Here is a 16,555-nt window from a genome sequence, read left to right as displayed (position 1 = left end):
TATCCGATCACTCCTCGTAAGTCATCATAACCCCGTCATTCGCCAAAATCCTGTCATTCCGTGCTATTGCCGAACAGGTTGTCCGTTACATTCTTCCGTTAAACTTAAGTATACAACAGGAACACGGGGGTACAGCACTCCGTTTGGCGAAGGCAGCACAAATCAGGAGGCCCGGCTGTTTGAGAACTCCGCATAGAACGTCAAATAAGCCCGAAACGCGAAGGTTCCGGGCTGCCAGTGGAAATGGAATGATCCTTACATATGCCGTTCAGTGGGTTTATTTTCCCCATTTCAGGAACATGGCCAGTTTGCAGCAAGGGTCGGTCTCAACTAACGGGTCGACGGTAATCCCGATTCCGCTCGGAGAAAACTCGGACGAAATCTTCGACCGGCTGCTGATCGACTTCATCAGCCGGTCCACCTCCTGCTTGTTGCCGGCCTGGGCGGCTGTCATCACCTGAACGGCAAAGGCATGGTCCGACAGCCTGTTGAGAATTTTGTAGCCCTCCTCCATCAGCGAATAATATCCCTGAATGGACTGGTTGAGGGTATCGGTCTTGATCTGGGGGTATTCACGAATCCATGAATAGTAATAGGGCCGCGGGTAATAATGGGGACACCATCCACCGTACGAGGGATAACTCATGGCGTGATCTCCTTTCTGTAGGCTCCGGTCGGTCCATTATATGCCGCGGTTGGGCAATGGTGAGAAGCGCCTAACCAAAGCGCTTGGTTTTATACCATTTGCTCTGCCTGCCCGTCACTTTATCGACGATCATCGACCAGAAGGCCAGCAGCGAAATGACCAGAAACAGCTGGGCATACGTAAAGTAAGACACACAGGACAGGATGAAGTTCCTGACGTTGCTCTGTCCGATATCGGTAGCCAGTGCCAGGTTGATCTGAAGAACATAAATGTAGTACATCAGAGCCCAGGCGATGACCAGATACACATACAGGTCACTGCTGAATTGGAACGGAGATACCGTATCCGGGTGAAAGAGCGCGATGATCTGGTACACGAGGTTGACGATAAAAATGAGGTCGGAAACGATAATCGCCACCATGAACCAAAAATAACTTGCGGCATAATAAAGCACGTGCAGCTTGATCCGCCAGCTGCTCCGATTAAACAGCTGGTGGATATTGTCCACGACCACCTTGTAATTGCCTTTGGCCCAGCGCTGGCGCTGCTTCATGTAGACGTCGAGCCTTTCCGGCTCCTGCTGATAGGCTTCGGCCTGCGGTGCGAGTGCGATCAGCTGGCCGCGCCCCAAAATTTCGAAGGACACCGCCGTGTCTTCCGTGATGGCGTGCTCATCCCATCCCCCGATATCCTCCATAAGCGAGCGTTTGACGATAAAATTGGTCCCGGGGATCGTTCCCAGACCGAACAGCTCCCACAGACCGGTATGATGCACCCGTTGAATCGTGATCAGCTCCAGGTTGATGAATTGCGACAGCAGGTTCTGCCCGCGGTTGCGCGCTTTGTTGCGTCCGAACACCGCACCGTAGCGCTCAGGCTGCTCCATGGCTTTCTGAATCAGAAAGTAGAGGGCGTTGTGCTCGGGTGCGGCATCGGCGTCATAGACGCAAATCCAATCGCCGGTGGCTTCCTTCAGCGCATCATTTAGAGCTCCGGATTTCCCGCCGGTGCCGGTTCTTTCCAAAATGAGCAGGTCCCTGTCTTTATAGCTGGTTCTGGCCTTCAGTGCCTTCAGCTTGTCCGCGGTGCGGTCGGTGCAGTTATCGGCGATCACGATGATCTGGACCTTGTCCGGGGGATAGTACAGCTGCAGAATATGCTCCACCGTCGCGGTAATGACCAACTCTTCATTATGGGCGGGGACCATGACCGTCACGGTCGGAAAATCGTCCAATTGCCCGCTGCGCACCAGAGCCCCCCGGTTCTGCCTGTACACAAACCGGATCGCCCCGGACATGATGACAATCGACTCCAGTACGGCGATCCAGATCGATACGATCGACAGGAGCAGGATGACGTCAGCCACTGAAATTCCCCCGATCGTATTTTTTCTTGACTTTGGCCCGGAACATCAGCGTGGTGATTGTCAGCACCAGCACCGCTGCGGCAAAAAGGATGCTGACGCCGATACATACAGGTATAAACCACTGGGCATACGACATGCGGGCGCCCCTCCTTTCTCCTTATACATACTCACCGATCAGATCGGTCTCCGTATTGCGCTCCAATGCGGCAATGACCGCGTCGATATGTTCATATTTGCTGAACTGCTCCGGCTGGAACACGAGCGCCCCCGTGCGGACGACGAGCTTCAGCGGGCTCCCGCTCCGGTCGACGGCTTCAACATTCATCATAGCCTGCTTAATCCGGGCGGTGAGCTGCTGCAAATGCTCCTGATTCGTCATCGGATACAAGACCACAAAGCGCCCATGGTCGATGAAAAATTTATAATCCTCGTAGCGGATCTGCTTCTGGATCGTGTGCGATAACTCGACCAGCAGCCGGGCGTACCGCCTGGAACCGAGCGACTCTTTGACGAGCGGCAAAAATTCGATTTTAAACATCGCCATACAGAAGTCGTAACGCTGCGGATAACGCTTGGCGAGATTGGAGTGTTTGATGACGGCATCCTCCAGGGACAGCTTGTTCCCGAGAGACGTATCAAGGTCCAGCTGCGGGCTCATGTCCTTCAAATCCTCCAGCCGCTCGATCAGTCTCCGGTTGCGGATCAACCCAGAATGAATCACGGAGGCCAGAATCATGTTGGCGGGAACGAGCAGCAGCCATGAGAAAGATAAGATATCCACATGTGCATAAGTGTTCAGCCACACAAAATAACTCACAAGATAAAAGAAGACGGCCACCGCCGTGACGCCGACCGGCATAAAGAAGCCGATCAGCAGCGCAGCCAATGTCCCCAGACTGAACAGCAGCTCCTGAGTGGTATAGGCTTGATCTGCATATACCTTGATAAAAATGAGCAGCTCCTGAATCATGATGACCAACACAAGGATGAGATAGCCTGCTTCAATGCGTCGTGTCGGCGTTTGGTCTTTCATCAGCATCCTTCCTTTACAGCAGCTACAGCAGCCAAAATTGGAATCAATTTCTAATTATTACCCCATTTACAGGCAATGTCACAAAAAAATACCCCCGCAAAGCGGCGGCTTTCCTGCCTTCGGACTCTGCGAGGGATTGAACTTCATATTTTTTTTAAGTACGTGAAAAAATCATTCCGATGAAGAGAATGCAGACCTGTTAATGATCGTCCTTCCAAATGACCCGGTCCCCATAATGACTGCCCCAGTCGTACATCATCTTCAGCACCGGCATCAGCGAGCTGCCGTATTCGGTCAGCGAATACTCCACCCGGGGAGGGACCTCCGGATATACCTTCCGCGAAATCAGCTGATCGTCTTCCAGCTCCCGAAGCTGGTTGGTCAGCATTTTTTGGGTCACATTGGGGATCAGCTTCTTCAGCTCGCCAAACCGCTTCGTCCCCTCAAGCCCCAGATGCCACAATATAATCAACTTCCATTTGCCGCTGATCACGGCAAGGGTCAGTTCCTTCGCGCAATTGATTTCTTTTAAATTGATACGGTCTTTAATTTCCGTTGCCACGCTGCCACCTCCTTCTTATAGGATACTACACGATTCGCTTTTTCGCTTGATGCAAAAAAGAACCATCCCTCGGTCTGCGACCTCCGGGATGGCTCCTGTTTGGATTGGTATCTTTTTCAGGTGAAGCTTTACTCCAGGTTGGCGTGTCTGCCGAACATCTGGGAGGAATCTTGACCCCGCTGCTCCATCAAGCGGAGAACGACGGCATCGTACAAAATGATCAAGGTTTGCTCAAACAGCGATCCCATCGGCTGTATGGTCACCTTTTCTCCGCTGCCCGCTGCCTGCTGTTCCTTCGGCGTACCCGGAAGACAGACCGGGAAATCGGACAACCGGCCCAGCGTGGAATCCGGGTAAATGGTTGCGGTGACAACCGCTGCTCCGATCTCCTTGGCTTTTCTGGCCATCGTGACCAAGCTTTGCGTCTCGCCTGACCCGGACCCGATGACAAGCAGGTCCCCCGGGCCGATTCCCGGTGTCACCGTCTCGCCGACCACATATGCGGTAATTCCGAGATGCATTAACCGCATAGCCAGCGCCCGGCCCATCAGGCCCGACCTGCCGGCTCCCGCCACAAACACATTTCCGGCTTCAAGAATCATGACAGCCAACTGATCCGCTTCTCCATTCGAGATGCGGGCAATCGATCGCTGCAGCTCCTTCGTAATTTCGAGAGCATAATCGGCCGTGTTCATCTTAGACCTGACTGACCAGCTGCTTCATCTGCGATGCCGCAGCCCGCTTGTCATCCTGACCGGTGATTCCCCCGCCCACAATAACCAGATCCGGGCCGGCCGCAATCACCTGAGGCAGCGTACTCAGCTTGATCCCGCCGGCAATGGCCGTTTTGGCGCGGTTCACCACGCGTTTGATCGTCACCAGATCTTCAAAGGAGCTGATGCCTGCAGCTTGATGATCGTACCCTGAATGCACGCAGATATAATCCACGCCCATTTGGTCAATTTCCTTGGCGCGCTGTTCAATATCCTTCACATTGATCATATCGACCATGACTTTTGTGTTTTGCTTTCTAGCTTCTTCCACAGCTCCGCGGATGGTGGAATCGTCTGAGACGCCGAGCACGGTAATAATGCTTGCCCCGGCTTCGGATGCCTTCATGACTTCGTATCCGCCGGCGTCCATGATTTTCAGATCGGCCAGCACGCGCAGGGAAGGGAAGGCTTCTTTCAGTTCTTTCACCGCCCGAAGCCCCTCATTGATGACGATCGGCGTTCCAATTTCCACGATGTCTATATATTCAGCAACCTCGTTTACGATTTCCTTGGCTCCGGGAATATCGACAAGATCAAGTGCCAGTTGAAGTTCCATAGTGCGTTTGTCTCCTTTATGATCGATTTGGTTCGTGAACCACAACCCCATTGTAGTGGCTCTATTTCGCTTGCGTAAGTAGGCACTTTATCGTAATGAAGTTACCTCGGCGTAACTATTGGAAGTCCAAGAGCACAAAAAAGGCCCCCTTTAGGGGACCTTCACGACCAAAAGTATACGGCATCATGCTGGCCGGAGCAGGGCTTCTACTGCTCCTTTTTCCCGCCGTACCGCACGGCATTATACCGCTCGATGAGCGTATGGACCGCTTCCGGCGCCATGCCGGTGAAGCTCTCTCCCGCCGCAAGCTCGGCGCCGTTCTCCGCAGGCGTCCGGCTCGCCCGGAACGCGAATCCTTTCTTGACCGCACGGCGGATCAGGCTCTCGTAAGCCTGACGCGGGTCGCTGCCGCTGATGTCCTGCTCCTTGCGGAAGCGGCGGAACCGGCGGGGCTTGGCGGCAACGCGGTCGATTCGCTCGACCTCATCCACGAAGTCCGCCGTCTCCTCGGAAATGTGCCGGATCTGGCGCAGCAGCCCGAGCCGGTAAGCGAGGCGCCGGACCCAGCTTCGGATGCGCTCCGGAAGCCAGCGCCGGAACAGCTTATACAGCAGCATCCCCAGCAAAACAAGAACAGCCAGGCAAAGAATGCCCAGGACGACATAGCCTATGACTTTCAGCCACATCGGGTGCTGCACCGGACCCTGATCCATTCCGGACAAATCGGGCATCATCGGATCGGCCGGTGCTTGCGGAGGCTGTTCCACAGACTGTCCGTCTCCTCCCAAGCCTTGGAGGAGAGACCGGAGACCGTCCCGCAGGAAGAGGAAGATCGCACCAAGGCCCTTCCATCCGCTGAGCAGGGCGATAACGGCAATGACGATCCAAGTCATCGAGCGGTTTGCCGTCAGAATCCGGCCGAACAGCTGACGGTCGGCCTGCTCGGCATGCGAGGCGTCCCGGACCCGCTCGCCGTTCATGCGCAGCAGGAGGGCGAACAGCGTAATCATCGCCATCACGTACAGCGACGTGCGGTGCGGATGAAGGGCGCTGACCTGGCCGGCCGTAATGTACAGCACAAGCGAGGCGCCAAGGCCGATCAGCGGCAGCCGCTGCACCGCTGTCTTCCACCACTGCTTGCGCCCGGCGATCAGCCCGCGGATCGCAGCCGCCAGCAGAGCCACAGCGGCCAGCGCCGCGGCGAGCCGCAGCCCGAATACGGCCAGGGGCAGCAGGACCGCGGCCGCCAGCGGGATCGGCGTCCACAGGCGGCCGCCCCCGCTGCGGGACTGCTCCCGGCCGGCCAGCACGCCTGCAGCGTGAACAATCCCGGCAAGCAGCCAGATGAGCAGCGGATGGATCGGCAGCGCATATGCCGCAAGCAGCACGGCCACAGGGTACAGCGAGGCGGACTCGAGCAGCGAGAAATATAATGCTTCCCCGGCTCCCCGGTAACGGGCTTGCGCTTGCTGACGTATCATACCGCCGCCTCCCTCGCATCCGGCCATTCCGCAACCGATACGCGGTGGCCTTTGTTCTCCAGTCCGTGGATGCTCTCCCGGACCGCTTCAGACAGATGCGCCGTAATGAGCAGATAGTCGACCGTCTCTTCCTGCTCGCGCTCCGCTTCCAGACGCAGCATTTCGTGGAATGACATCCGCGTCTTCATGTCCACACCGGCCATGGCCTCCAGCAGGTTCTCCAAATGGGCCGTGCCGTAATCCGGATCGATCCGGAGCATGGCCTGGCTCTCCGGATTAACCGACGCATTATGGGTGAAACCGGCCGCCATACCCTGGTGGATCAGCGAAGCCGCACAGGTGGCCGCATAGGACAGCGCATCCTCGACCATCTCCGGCCGGGTCACCACGTTCCACATCTGCTCGGACACCTCGATGTTCAGGCAGATCATGACCCGCGGATCGGCGGTATAGCCGTGCTTGTGGACCTGAAGCTCGCCCGTTCTGGCGGTGGCTTTCCAGTGAATCCGGTTCATCGGATCTCCCGCGGCGTATTCCCGGATTCCGGTAATGAGGAATGGATCCTCAACGACCCAGCGCCGCACCGCGAGCTCCCCCTGCCATGTCTTCCAGGAGGAAGGCAGCCGGTCATCGCCCAGCAGCTCCGGGTAAACGACAAGCCGTTTGCTGAGCGTAATTTGCCGTGACGGGGTGTAGACCGCAAACAGGTCCCCGCCGGTCATCGTGGCCGAGTCCATCCGATAGATCCCCCGGCGGGTACACTGGATTTGATGCGTCCGGGTAATCCGGGTCCGGGGACGGAGCATAAATAAACTCGTATGATTCTGATAAATATTCCCCTCGCTGATCGAGGTTTCCCGGCTGCGCTTAAACATCAGGGACGAGGGAAGCATCGCTTCCAGGCGCAGCCAGGGCACCGGAAACATTTTGCCGTTTTCGATCACCTCGACCATTTCGATCCGATCTCCCACGTAACAGGTTTCCGTGCTGAAATGGCGCTCGTACGTCAGTTTCCGCAGCGATCCCCTGCCCAGGACCAGGCCCTGCAGCACCAACACGCCGCCGCAGGCCAGAAGCAGCCACAGCATCGCCATTATCTCACGCCGCTTTCCAGTCCCGCTTCGCTGGGAACTGCGATCTGATCCAGCACCTCAAGCAGAATGCGCCGGGCGGCCTCATGCTGCCCGCCGTAGCGCTTCTTGAGCACCAGTCTGTGAGCGCAGACCGGCTCCAGCAGATGCTTGATGTCATCGGGAAGTACGTACTCCCGTCCATTCAGCGCAGCATAAGCCTGCGCCGCGCGCAGCAGCGCCTGGGTTCCGCGGGGGCTGATGCCAAGAGCCACTTCCGCATGGACGCGGGTCGCTTCGGCCAGGGATACGATGTATCCCATCAAATCCTCGCTCACGTTCACCTGCGTGCACAGCTGCTGGGCTTCCAGCACCTCGTCGGCTGTTGCTGTGCGCTCGGCCCGCTCTGCGGTTAAGCCGGCTGGTCCCTGCGTCCGCTTCAAGATCTCCTTCCCTTCCGCTGCGGATGGATACCCCAGCTTCATGCGGATCATAAAGCGGTCCATCTGGGCTTCGGGCAGCGGAAACGTGCCCTGGTTGTCGACCGGGTTCTGGGTGGCCAGCACCATAAACGGCCGCTCCAGCGCCATCGTCTGCCCATCAATGCTGACCTGCCGCTCCTCCATACACTCCAGCAGGCTGGACTGGGTTCTGGGCGTGGCCCGGTTAATTTCATCCGCAAGCACGATCCGCGAGAACAGCGGACCCGGGCGAAACTGAAACTCGCCGTCCTTCTGGTTGTAGAAATGGATGCCCGTCAAATCCGACGGCAGCAGATCGGGGGTAAACTGAATCCGTTGGAAGCTGAGCGACAGGGACGCCGCCAAGCTTTTGGCAAGCAGCGTTTTACCGGTCCCCGGCACATCCTCCAGCAGCACATGTCCTGACGCAAGCAAGGCCGTTAGCAGCAGCTCCACTTCTCCCTCTTTGCCGACAATGACTCTCCCGATATTCTCTTTCAGTTTCACAGCCAACTCGCGAACTTGATTCACCTGCATTGCATTCCCATCCTCTCCTGTATGACTGCCCGCGCTTTAGGCAAAGCAATCTACGGTTTATGATTAAAGCGTTTACAAGTGTCTTTGATACCCCCGGCAGACTGGACCTTTACGCCGGGAACGGTTCAGCTACAGATCTTCCGGCAGGCCGTTCTCTATGACCGGACGGTTTTGCTATATTTTATCACCGACAGAAGCATTAATCACCTATCAGGGGTAAAATCCGGCAAAATCGATTGAACTAACGTTTTGCTTGATCTTCCTGTTATAACAGCCCAATAGAGTCCTATAACATTCATTTCTTTAGTTCATCCTATATAAAACGCCCTATTTTTTGCCCCTACGAGACAGTTGTCCCTCACAAAATCCGGCAAACATCACTAGGATGAACCATACCAGAGACAAAGGATGGTTGATATGAGGAGGTATCTTAAAAGCCACGGCTGCGGTTATGCCCGCCGGCATATGGCAAGACGACTGAAGAGGCACTCTCGTTCACGGTCACAGGGCAAGCTCATCGTCAGCATCGTCCGAGGCGAAAAACGGCTGACGACCAAGGTTCCGCTTCGCAGGTTCGATAAGTTCGTGTTCGTCATTAACGATCAATTCACCAACGCCCCGAATACGACGCAGATCGCCAGCGGTGCAGGCCACAGCAGCGCGTCGGGAAGCAACGCGGCCATTGGTTCCCCGAATACGGACCAGCAGGTCAGCGTCGGAGCCGGAGGTACCGCCGATAACATCAGCATCCTCCGCGAGCCCGCCCACGCCTGCCGCGGTAAGCGGAAACGCTCGCACCGCCGGAAGAAGGAAGCCATCTTCGTTCTGAATCACCAGCGGGTTCAAATGCCGGAGGGAAGCGAGGAGGCTGCCGCCACCCAAATTGCCAGCGGCTCCGGCACACACAGCACGAGCGGCACCAACTCCACCATCGACAGCCCTTGCACCAGACAGCAGGACTCGGTCGGCGGCGGACCCGGCGCTAGCGGCACGAACAAGTTCGTGAAGAAGAAAAAACGGAATCATCATATCCGCCGGCATTATTAAGAAAACAGATCAAATCCAACTCGTTGACGGCCGCCGCGCCAGAACGTATGATGACGCTTAGAGGTGATTGATGTGAACACGCTGCTCATTCTGGGCGGAATCATGATGTTTTTGGCCGTGGCCATCGGCGCATTCGGGGCGCACGCCCTGAAGGAAAGACTCGACGATAACCGGCAGAAAACCTATCAGACCGGAGTCCAATATCATTTGGCTCACGGACTTGGCCTGCTGTTGATGGGCCTCTATGCCCCATCCGCCGCACATGCGGGCACCATCCAGCTCGCAGGATGGCTGCTGTTTGCGGGAATTCTGTTATTCTCGGGAAGCCTGTACGCGCTGAGCGTGACCGGCATCCGCAAGCTAGGGGCGATTACGCCGATCGGCGGAGTGGCCTTTTTGGCGGGATGGGTCGTATTCATCGTGGCTGTGGCTGGCTAACCGATTGAGGATAGGGATGTTTCGTATAAATGCCCTAGGCATAAGAAAAACGTCAATCGACGTACCTTCAAAGAAGACAGACCGCGTTTAAAGGTAATTTTTCTTGCAATACCAGGAAGCCATGGCTCTGGAGTTTATACTTTCTGGTATTATGACAAAAGCCTGCAGATTTGCAGGCTTTTTCGTGTTATTCATGTTTAAAAAAATGGGGGAATCCCCTGAAAAACAGGATGCCGGCCTCAACCGTTTACCGCGCTGGCCTGGCCCGCACCTCTGCCATTTTCCTTGCGGATTTGCTTGCTCCGCAGCTGTCCGCAGGCCGCGTCGATATCGGTTCCATGCTCCAGCCGGACACTGACGCTGACCCGGTTCTTTTTGAGCGTGTCATAGAAAGCCAGGATCGACTCCTGCGCGCTTCTCTGATATTGGCTGTGCTCATCGACCGGATTGTACGGGATCAGGTTGACGTTGACCAGCTGTCTGCGGTCACCGATCAGCTCCGCCAATTCAGCCGCGTGTTCCCTGCCGTCATTGACGTCCTTGAGCAAAATATACTCGAGCGTCACTCTGCGCTTCGTTTTGGCCAGATAGTAATCCATGGCCCTCAAGACTTCCTCAATCGGATAAGCCTTGTTAATCTTCATAATCCGGGTTCTCAGCTCATTGTTCGGAGCATGCAGCGAAATGGCCAGGTTCACCTTCAAATCGCGGTCGGCAAATTCCATGATCTTCGGAGCCAGCCCGCTGGTCGATACGGTAATATGGCGCCCGGCAATCGCCAGCCCTTTGCGGTCCTTGACCACATTGATGAAGTCGACCATGTTCTCGAAATTATCAAACGGCTCCCCGATGCCCATCACGACAATATGGCTGACGAGGTCGCCCGGCTTGTTCTGGTCCAGGAACAGCTGCACCTTCATGAGCTGCTCCACAACTTCCCCGGCGGACAGGTCCCGGCTTTTCTTCAGCAGTCCGCTCGCGCAGAAGCTGCAGCCGATATTGCAGCCGACCTGGGTCGTCACGCAGACGGAAAGGCCGAACTTATGGCGCATCAGCACCGTTTCGATCAGATTGCCGTCCTGCAATCGGAACAGGAACTTGACCGTCCCGTCGGCCGACTCCTGCTTCACATGCTCTTCGAGTGTCTGGATAACGTAATGCTCCGCAAGCAGCTTCACGCAGTCCGGATTGGCATCCGTCATATCGGCAAAATCGGTGACCCGTTGTACATATAGATAGTCCCACACCTGAGAGGCGCGGAATGGTTTATGTCCATATTCAAGCAGCCATGCAGACAGCTGATCGAACGTTAATCCATAGATGGATGGTTTGTTCATCGTTTTTCCTCTTTTCAAAAGCTTTAAAATGCATACTCTCTCTACTTTACCAGATCCGGCAGGCAATCTGTCTATTATTGTCCCAAATTTTTTTTGTTAAAACAAGGGATGCAGCGGGAATTTAGCCACGGATGGGGGCTGCTGGCTCCGCTATGATGGCTTCCTGTTGAAAAAGAACGATCATTTAAAAATCAGTGCCCGATTTTCGGCGGCGGGGATCTGCAGGGCTGGTCTATAATAAGAGTAAAGGATGATGAAAAAAGGAGGCCGGTCATGATTACGGCTGAACATAAAATGGAGTATTATCAGGCGCTGCTCGATAAAAAGTCGGAGTACGAGGGGATTTTCTATGTCGGGGTCAAAACGACGGGAGTGTTCTGCCGCCCGACGTGCCCGGCCAGAAAGCCCAAATATGAAAACTGTGAGTTTTACGAGACCGCGCAGGAGGCGCTGCTCGCTTCTTTCCGGCCCTGCCAGCGCTGCCGTCCGCTGTCCCATCCGAATCACGTTTCGCCGGTCGTCCAGAAGCTGGTCGAGGCCGTCGAGACCCATCCGGAAAAACGGTGGAAGGAACAGGACTTTGATGAGCTCGACATCGATGCCTCGACGGCGCGGAGGCAGTTCAAAAAACGGTTTGGCATGACCTTTGTGGAGTATGCCCGCGCCCGCCGCATGGGGCTGGCATTCAAGCAGATCCGGTCCGGCCAGGCGGTGATCGACGCCCAGCTGTCGAGCGGGTATGAATCCGGAAGCGGATTCCGGGACGCCTTCTCCCGCATCATGGGGGCGGCTCCGGCGAAATCCGCAGACAGCCGCATCCTGCGCGCGGCATGGATCGATACGCGCCTCGGCCCGATGGTCGCGATCGCCGACGAGGAGGCGCTGTATCTGCTGGAGTTTGTGGACCGGCGGGGCCTCGAGCGCGAAGTGGAGCGGCTGCGCCAGCGGACGAAATCGGCGATCATCCCAGGCGTCACCGCTCCCATACGCTCCATCGAGCAGGAGCTGACGGCTTATTTTGACGGGAGGCTGTCCGTATTCACCACGCCGCTGCATCTGATCGGCTCTCCGTTCCAGAAGTCGGTCTGGGCGCAGCTAGTGCAAATTCCGCCGGGCGAGACACGTTCCTACTCCGGGCTGGCTGGGGCTCTCGGCAAACCGAAGGCCTTCCGGGCCGTGGCCCAGGCTAACGGCGCCAACCAGCTCGCCCTTGTCATCCCCTGTCACCGCGTCATCAACGCGAGCGGCGACTTGGGCGGTTACGGCGGTGGACTGACGCGTAAAAGCTGGCTGCTTCAGCATGAGAAGCAGTTTCTTTCAAACCAGCGGCAGCACTGATCGGAGCGTTCCCTGCTTATATAAAGGCATGCCGATCACGAAAAACAGGAGTCCCCTTGAGGTCCAACGACCGCTCGGGTACTCCTGTTTGTTTTGTCTTCGCATGCTTCGCCTATGCCTGCTGCGCCCCGCCGCTGCCCGTAAGCACGAGGCTGGCGGAGGCCGCCTCCCGGCCGTTGACGAGCAGCACGATCCGGTGCTCGCCCGGATAATGTCGGCGCGTCGTCAGATCGGCCCAGGAATGGGTTCGCGTCCCCGACAGGCGGGAGCCTCCGGGTACGGTCTTATCCGACAGCAAAAACGCTTTGCGCGATATTTTGCCGCGGGCTTTGACAAAGTCGATCCCGTATTCCACCCGGATATGGGCCGGCTGCCCGTCCCGCACGCGGATTTCGTAGTGAAGCTCTGTGCTGCCCCCGACCGCGACCTCGGACGGATCTACCGTCAGCGAAGCGGCGGACGCCAGCGGTTCCTCCGCGGATGACTCCGCGTAGCCGAACAGAGCCATCGCTTCCGGATGGGACTTCTTGATCAAGGTCCGGCATCCGTGACGGATAATCCAATCGGTATGCGGATGAGTACCTTTCCAGCGCCGCGCCGTCTCCAGCACCACATTAGAATGGTCCTTTGCGATGTCGTTCAGGTTGTTGGCGACGCTCTTGCGGACATAGAGCGACGAGTCCTGCTTCAGCAGCTCCAGCACGGGCAGCACCGGCGCCGGATCCTTCTTGAACATCGGCAGGGCTTGTCCCCACGGCAGCCGCGGCCGGCTGCCTTCGCTGGCCAGACGCCGGACATGCTCGTCCGGATGCTGCGCCCAAGCCGTCATCTGACGCATCATCCGTTCCGGGTCCCGCAGCAGAAAGGGCCTGACGGCAAACTCCGCCGACGATTTGGACGTGAAGCGCTCGAGCGCCTTCATTGAAAGGTCCCAGTGCTCCGGCGCCTGCCCGAACACTTCTACGAAATCGGGAAAGAACAGGTACGGAAACCCCGCACAATGCTCGTCGATCGCGAAGAGCACCTCCAGCGCCTCTTCATATCGGGCGGGCAAGTGATCGCCCAGCTTTTCGCTGATCCGCCGCATACGGGCTTTCAGCTCAAGTTCCTCCCATGTGTCGTCCATGACGTCTTTGACAAACTTATCTGTATCAAATGCGGCGTGGGCCGTATGAACCTTCGCCCCGAATCCGCGCAAAAATTCCTCATTGTATACTGCCTTCAGCTCAGCCATCAGCAGACCTCCTCCTGAAGTTATTATAGTAAGCCGCAGCGGAGGAGGAAATCAACTCTCCAAGTCGTCTTACCGGCCTTACGGCTCCTTCGATTCAATCAAGCGATTCAAGTGGCGGAGTTTTACTCAATGATCCATTCGTTGAGGCCATACTTTCGATCAGTCTGCAGCCAGCTGCTGCCGGATGTGGTCCGCCGCCTCCTCCCAATATGCCTTCATCTGCTCACGCTGCTGGATATCAATCAGCTTTTCCTGATGGAAGCTGATCGTCGTTCCGGTCTTGGCCTCCAGCAAGCGGATCTGGACCGTGGAAGGATGGCTCCAGCCGGGCCGCTGCCAGGTCAAGCGGATTTGCTCCCCGGGTTTGACGACCCGAATCTCGCCGTGGTTTCCTTCCTTGGACGTATACGTCGTTCCCGGCTTGAATTCAAGGGACTGGAATTTCCCAAGCCATACCATCATGCCCTGTGGGGAAGTCAGCAGCGACCACGCCGCCTCCCGTGATACCGGAAACGTTCTCCGAACGCCGACCTGAAACCCGGCAGCGGCGGTCAATCCCACGGGCTTCGCTGCATCATCCGCAATGGGTACCACCAGCTTGCTTGTTGATTTGCTCATTGTCACCGCTCCTCGCAATGTAAAAATTGGCTGATTGGCCTGTCCCGGCCGATCGAGCATCCATTGCTGCGAATCAGCCAGGTAGATGTTAACCCGCTAACATGTTGTTGCACTCATTGTAGAGCCTTCACCCGGCCTTGTAAATAACTGGTATAACCCGCTGCAAGCCTCAGCTAGGAGCATCCCATTGTGATAATCCGCCCTGCAGCGTCAAGCCAAAGGCGCGCATTTGCCAGACCTCAGAAAAATACGAAAGTATGCATTGACTTTGACACTGTGTCAACCTTTTAAGATAAAGGAGAAAGGAGATGAGATATCCAAATGAACAAAATGGGATAAGTGAGATTAGATAGGACATAAATGAAACACAGCCGGATGCGAACTGACAGCAAAGCAGTTCCGCTTATGGAACAGGGGACGGAGGCCGCGAACACAGTGACCGAAGCGATTGCGGCGAGTCCGGTGGTAGTGATCTGTGTGCTGGATTATGTGGCCGTACAGAAGATCCCCGGGCCAGGGCGTCCGCCACGTACAAGGAGGTTCTTTTCATGCAGAAATGCAAGGTCGTCCTCATGCTGGCGGCTCACGCGGCCATGGCACCGCTACGGCAGAAGCGTTTGCCGATCAGGGAGCGGTAATAAGTTTCCAAATTCAACGAAAAGCAGGGTGATTAGCACATGTTTACTAGTTTGCATCAATTTATCGATGAGTGGAAAATGGAAGCTGCCCTCACACAGAAGGTCCTCCAGGTCCTGACGAACGAGTCTCTTCAGCAACAAGTGGCTCCAGATCATTTCACTTTGGGGAAACTGGCGTGGCATATAACACTATCGGTTCATTACTTTTTGTCCACAGCGGGGCTGGAATTCCAAGCGGAAGGAAATTGGCTGGAATTCCAAGATCAAGGAAAAGATAGCGATCAACCAACATCGGCGGCTTCCATCACAGAGGCCTATGATCGGACGAGCCGTGCGATGCTGGATGCCCTGCAGACGCAATGGAACGATGTGACGTTAAGCGAAACCCGGAATATGTGGGGCACGATTGTGCTACCTATTTCTGCAGTGTTGCGTTTGCTGATCCAGCACCAGGCCCATCATCGTGGACAAATGTTCGTGCTCATGCGTCAAGCCGGATTGGTGGTGCCTGGCGTTTACGGCCCCAGTCGCGAAGAGCGGCAGCAGAGAGATCGGAATGCAGGTGCCTAAAGCTTAAGCTCGAGCATTTACGACGTGCTCATTAAAGAAATATCCGAATGTTGATGAAATCCAGCTTTGTAATCAATGCTGACAATACCGTACAATACATTGATATTTGGGCGAAATGACAGAGCATCCTAACTGCGAAAATGCAGTTGCTGCTGTTAAAAAGCCCGTTTAACAAGTTCCTTTTAAAAAAAGCTTACAACTAATCTTAGTCAAATTCCACTTATATCCATTAAAAAATAAGGAGGCCCGTGTACTATGGCACAAGAGCGTACCGGTGTAGCAACAGCTCAAGGCAACCCGCTTACTTTAGTAGGACCTGAACTGAAGGTCGGCGACAAAGCCCCTGACTTCAAAGTTAGCAAAAATTTGTTAGAGCAAGCATCCTTGGCTGATTATGCCGGGAAAGTCAAACTAATCAGTGTCGTTCCTTCCCTGGACCATACAGGTGTATGCGACGCTCAAACCCGGCGTTTTGACAAGGAAGCCGCAAAGCTTGGCGATAACGTGGTTGTACTGACCGTCAGCGTGGATCTTCCTTTTGCACAATCCCGTTGGAGCCGTGCTGAAGGCATTGACAATGTAATCATCTTATCCGATTATAAAGACCGCAGCTTTGGCCAATCTTACGGCGTTCTCATTAAGGAAATTCAATTGTTGATGAGATCCGTCTTTGTAATCGATGCTGACAATACCGTTCAATACGTTGAGTATGTAGGCGAAATGACAGAGCACCCTAAATACGAAAATGCAGTTGCTGCCGTTAAAGCTCTCGTTTAATTACAACTTCCATAAGAAAAATGTCTATCGACGTACCTTCAAAGAAGACAGACCGCGTTTAAAGGTAATTTTT

Annotated in this window: 18 protein-coding genes; 5 read left to right on the top strand and 13 right to left on the bottom strand. The window is 55.6% G+C overall.

Annotation, left to right across the window (positions count from 1 at the left end):
* Positions 1–277: 277 nt before the first annotated feature.
* From IAE55_RS24370 to IAE55_RS24325, 10 genes are all read right to left on the bottom strand, one after another.
* The gene (locus IAE55_RS24370; RefSeq protein ID WP_084203961.1) at positions 278–646 is read right to left on the bottom strand and encodes a hypothetical protein; all 369 of its coding nucleotides are present in this window, start codon (positions 644–646) and stop codon (positions 278–280) included.
* Positions 647–716: 70 nt separating this feature from the next.
* Positions 717–2,012, bottom strand: a complete 1,296-nt coding sequence (locus IAE55_RS24365) for a glycosyltransferase family 2 protein (RefSeq protein WP_145162615.1) — start codon at positions 2,010–2,012, stop codon at positions 717–719.
* The gene (locus IAE55_RS24360; protein ID WP_186326114.1) at positions 2,005–2,148 is read right to left on the bottom strand and encodes a hypothetical protein; all 144 of its coding nucleotides are present in this window, start codon (positions 2,146–2,148) and stop codon (positions 2,005–2,007) included. The genes IAE55_RS24365 and IAE55_RS24360 overlap by 8 nt, the downstream gene beginning before the upstream one ends.
* A gap of 21 nt (positions 2,149–2,169) precedes the next feature.
* Positions 2,170–3,045, bottom strand: coding sequence for a diguanylate cyclase domain-containing protein (locus IAE55_RS24355; protein WP_200634127.1), 876 nt, complete (start codon positions 3,043–3,045; stop codon positions 2,170–2,172).
* A gap of 199 nt (positions 3,046–3,244) precedes the next feature.
* The gene (locus tag IAE55_RS24350) at positions 3,245–3,607 is read right to left on the bottom strand and encodes a winged helix-turn-helix transcriptional regulator (RefSeq protein ID WP_200634126.1); all 363 of its coding nucleotides are present in this window, start codon (positions 3,605–3,607) and stop codon (positions 3,245–3,247) included.
* A gap of 128 nt (positions 3,608–3,735) precedes the next feature.
* The gene (hxlB, locus tag IAE55_RS24345) at positions 3,736–4,302 is read right to left on the bottom strand and encodes a 6-phospho-3-hexuloisomerase (RefSeq protein ID WP_200634125.1); all 567 of its coding nucleotides are present in this window, start codon (positions 4,300–4,302) and stop codon (positions 3,736–3,738) included.
* Position 4,303: 1 nt separating this feature from the next.
* Positions 4,304–4,936: a 3-hexulose-6-phosphate synthase gene (hxlA, locus tag IAE55_RS24340; RefSeq protein WP_145162605.1), complete on the bottom strand. Its 633-nt coding sequence runs from the start codon at positions 4,934–4,936 to the stop codon at positions 4,304–4,306.
* Between the two features lie 206 nt (positions 4,937–5,142).
* Entirely contained in the window at positions 5,143–6,417 is a 1,275-nt protein-coding gene (locus IAE55_RS24335; RefSeq protein ID WP_200634124.1) for a DUF4129 domain-containing protein, read from the bottom strand.
* Positions 6,414–7,511 (bottom strand): DUF58 domain-containing protein, encoded by a 1,098-nt coding sequence (locus IAE55_RS24330; protein WP_145162599.1) that lies wholly within the window; start codon positions 7,509–7,511, stop codon positions 6,414–6,416. The genes IAE55_RS24335 and IAE55_RS24330 overlap by 4 nt, the downstream gene beginning before the upstream one ends.
* Positions 7,511–8,485, bottom strand: a complete 975-nt coding sequence (locus IAE55_RS24325) for an AAA family ATPase (RefSeq protein ID WP_145162596.1) — start codon at positions 8,483–8,485, stop codon at positions 7,511–7,513. Before IAE55_RS24325 ends, IAE55_RS24330 begins: the two co-directional genes overlap by 1 nt.
* Positions 8,486–8,902: 417 nt before the next feature.
* On the opposite strand from IAE55_RS24325, the gene IAE55_RS24320 reads away from it, so the two are divergent.
* Positions 8,903–9,532, top strand: coding sequence for a hypothetical protein (locus IAE55_RS24320; RefSeq protein ID WP_234489825.1), 630 nt, complete (start codon positions 8,903–8,905; stop codon positions 9,530–9,532).
* A gap of 72 nt (positions 9,533–9,604) precedes the next feature.
* A complete protein-coding gene (locus IAE55_RS24315) occupies positions 9,605–9,970 on the top strand; it encodes a DUF423 domain-containing protein (RefSeq protein ID WP_105445472.1) in 366 nt (121 codons plus the stop codon).
* A 239-nt stretch (positions 9,971–10,209) separates the two neighbouring features.
* Here IAE55_RS24315 and rlmN read toward each other — a convergent pair whose 3' ends face one another.
* Positions 10,210–11,307 carry a 23S rRNA (adenine(2503)-C(2))-methyltransferase RlmN gene (gene rlmN / locus IAE55_RS24310; protein WP_105445471.1) on the bottom strand — a complete coding sequence of 366 codons (1,098 nt, stop codon included), beginning with the start codon at positions 11,305–11,307 and terminating at the stop codon, positions 10,210–10,212.
* A 273-nt stretch (positions 11,308–11,580) separates the two neighbouring features.
* Between rlmN and IAE55_RS24305 the strand changes: the two genes are divergently transcribed.
* Complete coding sequence (locus IAE55_RS24305) at positions 11,581–12,645, top strand: bifunctional transcriptional activator/DNA repair enzyme AdaA (RefSeq protein WP_145162587.1); 1,065 nt, start codon at positions 11,581–11,583, stop codon at positions 12,643–12,645.
* Positions 12,646–12,757: 112 nt separating this feature from the next.
* On the opposite strand, the gene IAE55_RS24300 is transcribed toward IAE55_RS24305, so the two are convergent.
* On the bottom strand, positions 12,758–13,879 hold the full coding sequence (locus IAE55_RS24300) for a hypothetical protein (protein ID WP_145162584.1): 1,122 nt from the start codon (positions 13,877–13,879) through the stop codon (positions 12,758–12,760).
* Positions 13,880–14,038: 159 nt separating this feature from the next.
* Positions 14,039–14,497, bottom strand: a complete 459-nt coding sequence (locus tag IAE55_RS24295; RefSeq protein WP_200634123.1) for an SRPBCC family protein — start codon at positions 14,495–14,497, stop codon at positions 14,039–14,041.
* Between the two features lie 677 nt (positions 14,498–15,174).
* Between IAE55_RS24295 and IAE55_RS24290 the strand changes: the two genes are divergently transcribed.
* Entirely contained in the window at positions 15,175–15,705 is a 531-nt protein-coding gene (locus IAE55_RS24290; protein WP_200634122.1) for a DinB family protein, read from the top strand.
* 255 nt (positions 15,706–15,960) lie between these two features.
* A complete protein-coding gene (gene tpx / locus IAE55_RS24285) occupies positions 15,961–16,482 on the top strand; it encodes a thiol peroxidase (RefSeq protein WP_200634121.1) in 522 nt (173 codons plus the stop codon).
* Positions 16,483–16,555 lie beyond the last annotated feature (73 nt).

This window comes from Paenibacillus sp. S28 (genome assembly GCF_016624415.1).
Classification (GTDB): Bacteria; Bacillota; Bacilli; order Paenibacillales; family Paenibacillaceae; genus Paenibacillus_AQ; species Paenibacillus_AQ favisporus.
The sequence above is the reverse complement of the archived record's forward strand: the minus strand, read 5'-3'. Positions and strand labels throughout refer to the sequence as shown.

What these genes read in the sequence shown, in the direction of transcription:
- IAE55_RS24370 (WP_084203961.1), bottom strand. Translation starts at nt 646, where the DNA reads ATGAGTTATCCCTCGTACGGTGGATGGTGTCCCCATTATTACCCGCGG.
- IAE55_RS24360 (WP_186326114.1), bottom strand. Translation starts at nt 2,148, where the DNA reads ATGTCGTATGCCCAGTGGTTTATACCTGTATGTATCGGCGTCAGCATC.
- IAE55_RS24355 (WP_200634127.1), bottom strand. Translation starts at nt 3,045, where the DNA reads ATGAAAGACCAAACGCCGACACGACGCATTGAAGCAGGCTATCTCATC.
- hxlB (WP_200634125.1), bottom strand. Translation starts at nt 4,302, where the DNA reads ATGAACACGGCCGATTATGCTCTCGAAATTACGAAGGAGCTGCAGCGA.
- hxlA (WP_145162605.1), bottom strand. Translation starts at nt 4,936, where the DNA reads ATGGAACTTCAACTGGCACTTGATCTTGTCGATATTCCCGGAGCCAAG.
- IAE55_RS24335 (WP_200634124.1), bottom strand. Translation starts at nt 6,417, where the DNA reads ATGATACGTCAGCAAGCGCAAGCCCGTTACCGGGGAGCCGGGGAAGCA.
- IAE55_RS24330 (WP_145162599.1), bottom strand. Translation starts at nt 7,511, where the DNA reads ATGGCGATGCTGTGGCTGCTTCTGGCCTGCGGCGGCGTGTTGGTGCTG.
- IAE55_RS24325 (WP_145162596.1), bottom strand. Translation starts at nt 8,485, where the DNA reads ATGCAGGTGAATCAAGTTCGCGAGTTGGCTGTGAAACTGAAAGAGAAT.
- IAE55_RS24320 (WP_234489825.1), top strand. Translation starts at nt 8,903, where the DNA reads ATGAGGAGGTATCTTAAAAGCCACGGCTGCGGTTATGCCCGCCGGCAT.
- rlmN (WP_105445471.1), bottom strand. Translation starts at nt 11,307, where the DNA reads ATGAACAAACCATCCATCTATGGATTAACGTTCGATCAGCTGTCTGCA.
- IAE55_RS24305 (WP_145162587.1), top strand. Translation starts at nt 11,581, where the DNA reads ATGATTACGGCTGAACATAAAATGGAGTATTATCAGGCGCTGCTCGAT.
- IAE55_RS24300 (WP_145162584.1), bottom strand. Translation starts at nt 13,879, where the DNA reads ATGGCTGAGCTGAAGGCAGTATACAATGAGGAATTTTTGCGCGGATTC.
- IAE55_RS24295 (WP_200634123.1), bottom strand. Translation starts at nt 14,497, where the DNA reads ATGAGCAAATCAACAAGCAAGCTGGTGGTACCCATTGCGGATGATGCA.
- IAE55_RS24290 (WP_200634122.1), top strand. Translation starts at nt 15,175, where the DNA reads ATGTTTACTAGTTTGCATCAATTTATCGATGAGTGGAAAATGGAAGCT.
- tpx (WP_200634121.1), top strand. Translation starts at nt 15,961, where the DNA reads ATGGCACAAGAGCGTACCGGTGTAGCAACAGCTCAAGGCAACCCGCTT.